General features: G+C 45.2%; 2 protein-coding genes. Both read right to left on the reverse strand.

What is annotated here, in order from left to right; genetic code table 11:
• The coding region (locus ACKTT2_RS00535) for a non-ribosomal peptide synthetase (protein ID WP_407882900.1) at positions 1-3,420 on the reverse strand (3,420 nt) is incomplete at its 3' end.
• A 280-nt stretch (positions 3,421-3,700) separates the two neighbouring features.
• Complete coding sequence (locus ACKTT2_RS00540; protein ID WP_407882902.1) at positions 3,701-4,090, reverse strand: hypothetical protein; 390 nt, start codon at positions 4,088-4,090, stop codon at positions 3,701-3,703.
• Positions 4,091-4,364: the final 274 nt, after the last annotated feature.

Consider the following 4,364-nt stretch of genomic DNA (forward strand, 5'->3'; position numbering starts at 1 on the left):
TAATTGTTGACTTGAGTGTTCTACAGCTACAGCATTAGGCGTTAACTCCACCTGAGCCGCAAATAACTGATGGATACACTCCGACTCGGAGTAATCCCTGTGAGTTTGATTCCATTCTGCCAGCAACTGTTGTTGAGCCTGAGTTAACAGAGGCAATTCCCCAAGATGCTGTTCTGGGTTGACAACAATTCCTTCTAGTAAATTTTGATACTGATCTACCATCTGCTGGATTGTAGCTGCATCAAATAAGTCAGTATTATATTCCCAAATAACGGTGATTCCCTTGTCCATGCCATATTGCTGGGAATTGGGTATGACAACGACATCGAGATCGAACTTTGTTGATTTGTTGCTTAGGGCTACATTGGGGCTGATGTTCAAGCCAGAGAGCCTCAAGTTCGGCAGGGGAGTATCATGGTAGCTGAACATCACTTGAAACAGGGGATTATAACTTAGATTCCGTACTGGCTTGAGAACCTCCACCACCTTATCGAAGGGTAGGTCTTCGTTGGCAAAGGCTTCCAGAGTACAGGAGCGCACTCGACCAAGTAACTCCCGAAACGTGGGATTGCCTGACAAATCGGTGCGTAAAACCAGGTTATTGACGATCATGCCAATTAACCCTTCGACCTCGCGCATCCGTCGATTGGCAACAGCTGTTCCAACACAAAGATCGTCCTGTCCGGTGTATCGGTGCAACATGACCAAAAAAGCCGCCAGCATAGTCATAAATAAAGTGATTCCTTCTTGACGGCTCAGAACTTGCAGCGATTCGTACAAGTTGATGGGTAACTCTACCCTGATTTGAGCACCGTTGTAAGTTTGTTCTGCTGGTCGTGGGCGATCTAGTGGTAATTCTAACAGGGGTGAACTACCAGATAACTGCTGCTGCCAATAGGCCAGTTGGGTTTGGGCTTCCTGGCTTTTGACCCATTCTCGCTGCCAATAGGCATAGTCCACGAACTGGAGCGGCAATTCAGGAAGTGGGGAGGGATTACCCGAACAAAAGGCTTGATAAAGTTCCACCAACTCACTCAGGAACACTTTGTTGAAAGACCAGCCATCATGAACCATGTGATGTTCGATGTGGATCAACAGATGTTCTTGGTTGCTCAGTCTCAACAACATCCATCTAACAAGTGGCAGTTGATTCAAGTCGAAGGGCTTTTGCACTTCTATTTCAAATAGGCGCTGTACTTCTGCTTCCTTATCGGGTTCGGGAAACGTCTGGAGGTCTATTACTGTAAAGCTGATTGGTGGGGCTGGGTGGATTACCTGAAACAACCGTCCATTTACTGACGGAAAAGTCGTGCGGAAAATTTCATGCCGTCGTACAATTTCGTTGAGGCACTTTTGTAGCACTGTCTCATCAAGCTGCCCCGTGAATCGGAGAGTTGCCTGAGCTTGGTAGGCGCTACTTTCAGGAGCTACTTCCTGTATGAAATACACTCGCTCTTGAGCAAAGGAGACAGGCAACATTCCTTCTCGTGGAATAGGTTGTATAGCAGGGCGTTGCCACTTTTGCTTGTGGTCGCTGTGCTGTTCGATCTGCTGAGCTAAACCCGCTATGGTAGGGTTGGCAAAGATTTGGTGGAAGAATAACTCGACTTGGAACACCTCGCGCACCCGCGAAAGGATCTGAGTTGCAATTAGGGAATGACCACCCAGATGGAAAAAATTATCGTTGACTCCAATCTGCTCAAGTCCCAGTAACTCAGCCCAGATGACCGCCAACTTCTCCTCAATTGGGTTACGAGGCGCAACGAAGGTTTCTTCGAGAGCGGGGCGCGAGCGCTCGGGATCTGGAAGGTTCCGACGATCCACCTTACCATTAGGGGTAAGGGGCAAGGAGTCGAGAATCACAAAGACTGCTGGCACCATGTAATTGGGCAGCTTTTCCTCAAGAAAGCGTCTTAGGGTAGTAGCATAGGTACAGCTCTGTGCGGGCATCGCGTCCGGCTTTTGATTGAGGACAATATAGGCGACAAGCCGCTTATCACCGGGGATACTTTCATGGGCGCTAACTACTGCTTGACGTACATCCAGGTGTTGACTCAAAAGCGTCTCAATTTCTCCTAATTCTATGCGGAAGCCGCGAAGCTTCTCTTGACGATCTCCTCGACCTAGAAACTCAATATTACCATCACTTAAGAAGCGGGCTAAGTCACCTGTTTTGTATAATCTTTTTTGAGTTTTGAATTTTGAATTGTCAAAGGGATTGGAGATGAATTTTTCCTCAGTTAGGTCTGGGCGATTCAGGTAGCCACGGGCTAGGCCGTCGCCACCAATGTATAATTCACCAGGAGTACCAATAGGAACGGGTTGAAGATAATTATCCAGAATATAAATTTGTGTATTAGCGATCGGGCGACCAATGGTCGGTTGAGTGTCACCAGAGGTACACTCTGCTACTGTGGCGCAGACAGTTGATTCTGTCGGTCCATAGGCGTTAAAAAATCTTCGCCCTTTTGACCATTGAGCTATCAGCTTCGAATGGCAAGCTTCTCCAGCAACGATAAGGGTTTGTAAGTTTGGCAATTCCTCTAGTGGCAAGGTTGCTAGTACTGAGGGTGGTAGTGTTACGTGAGTTATTGATTGCTCGCGCAACAGTCGCATTAAATCCACTCCTGGGCGCAGGGAATCTTGAGTTCCAAGGGTTAGGCTGGCTCCAGAACACAAAGCCATCACAATTTCCCAAACTGAGGCATCGAAGCTGAAAGAAGCAAACTGGAGAACACGGCTGTGTGGCTGTACGTCAAACAGCTTCACTTGTGCCTGGGCGAGATTACACACGCCTTGATGCTGAATCAGTACACCTTTGGGTGTTCCGGTTGAGCCTGATGTATAGATCGCATAAGCCAGGTTTTCTGGTACAACGCCACTACTAGTAGGATTCTTCTTACTCTGCTGGTTAATCAATTCCCAGTCAGTATCCAGGCAAACCGTCTTTACCCCACTTTCGGTAAACCCTGCAACGAACTTTTCCTGAGTCAACAGCACTTGCACTTGTGAATCTGACAGCATGAAGCTCAGACGTTCTTGAGGATATGTTGGATCTAGCGGTACATAAGCTCCACCCGCCTTAAGAATGCCCAAGCTACCCGCTATCATTTCCACTGAGCGCTCAACGCAAATCCCTACCAGTACTTCTGTCCCTACACCCAAAGATTGCAGATAATGTGCTATTTTGTTGGCTTGGTAGTTCAACTCTTGATAAGTAAATTTCTGCTCGTTGAAGACAACAGCAATATTGTCTGGAGTTTTTTCCACCTGTGCTTCAAATAACTGATGTATACACAAATGTTTGAGATAATCTACCGTTGTATCATTCCACTCCACCAATATTTTATGTTTCTCCTGCTCAGTTAAAGCAGAAAAATCATCAATACAATGAGCAGAACTAATTTCAATTTCTTGCATAAAGAATAATATATTTGAGTAAATTGAAATGCTTTTTAAGAAACTTAGCTTAATAGTTATGAAGAATGGCCTTTGAGGGTTTAATCCAGTGAAATTGGATTCAGAGGCCATTATTTCTTTCACTCCAATTGGATTTGGTGCGTTAACATTCGCGCAATCTGCGTCTAGCAACACTTAGCTGTCTTTTGCGTAGTGTTCCACAGGATAAGGTTACAAATTTATGCAACGCCTGTATTTAGTACTATTCGAGATCGAATGTTACCAAATTTAACAGTAGAAATTATTCATCAACAATTTCAACTGTCCTTGGTGCGTCAGGGACTTCATAAGTATTTTCTGGTGGGCTAAGATGATTTTTCAGTTTGAGTTTTAGCTCATCTGTAATGGGTAGATCTTTAATTTCTTTAAGGAGAACTCTCACAGATTCGGTTTTGCTGCGTTCTGAATATATTGCCTTCAGAAGGGCTTCAAGTCCAAATGCGGCTACAGTATCCCCTATAACTGATACCAAACCAAGCAGGGCTATACCGCCTACGATACCAAACGGCCCTCCCCACGCTGTGAGGGCAGCAGCAACAGCAGCAGAACTACCTCCTGATGAAACTGTTAGAACCACGAGAATTATGCCAGGAAGACCCAGACCGGCAAGTTTTTTAACGAGTTCGTCCATTGGAATTACCTCAAATTCTTACGTTTTGGTTAAAAAATGACTAAGGGTATGAGACGGTTGTCGTTGTCAACAAAGAAACCTGTTTCACAACCTAGACTAAGCTAAATCAAAGCTATCCACACTCAGTAATGGTTAAAATTTTACAAATTTTTTCTACTTGCCCTGACAACAGACCTAAATCTTTAATCAAGATTATGACATCACTGGTCACTGGTCACTGGTCACTGGTCACTGGTCACTGGTCACTTAATCAAGATTGTGACTGATTTTCCCT

The sequence above is a fragment of the Scytonema hankhaensis NUACC26 genome (genome assembly GCF_045865695.1).
GTDB lineage: Bacteria > Cyanobacteriota > Cyanobacteriia > Cyanobacteriales > Nostocaceae > Scytonema.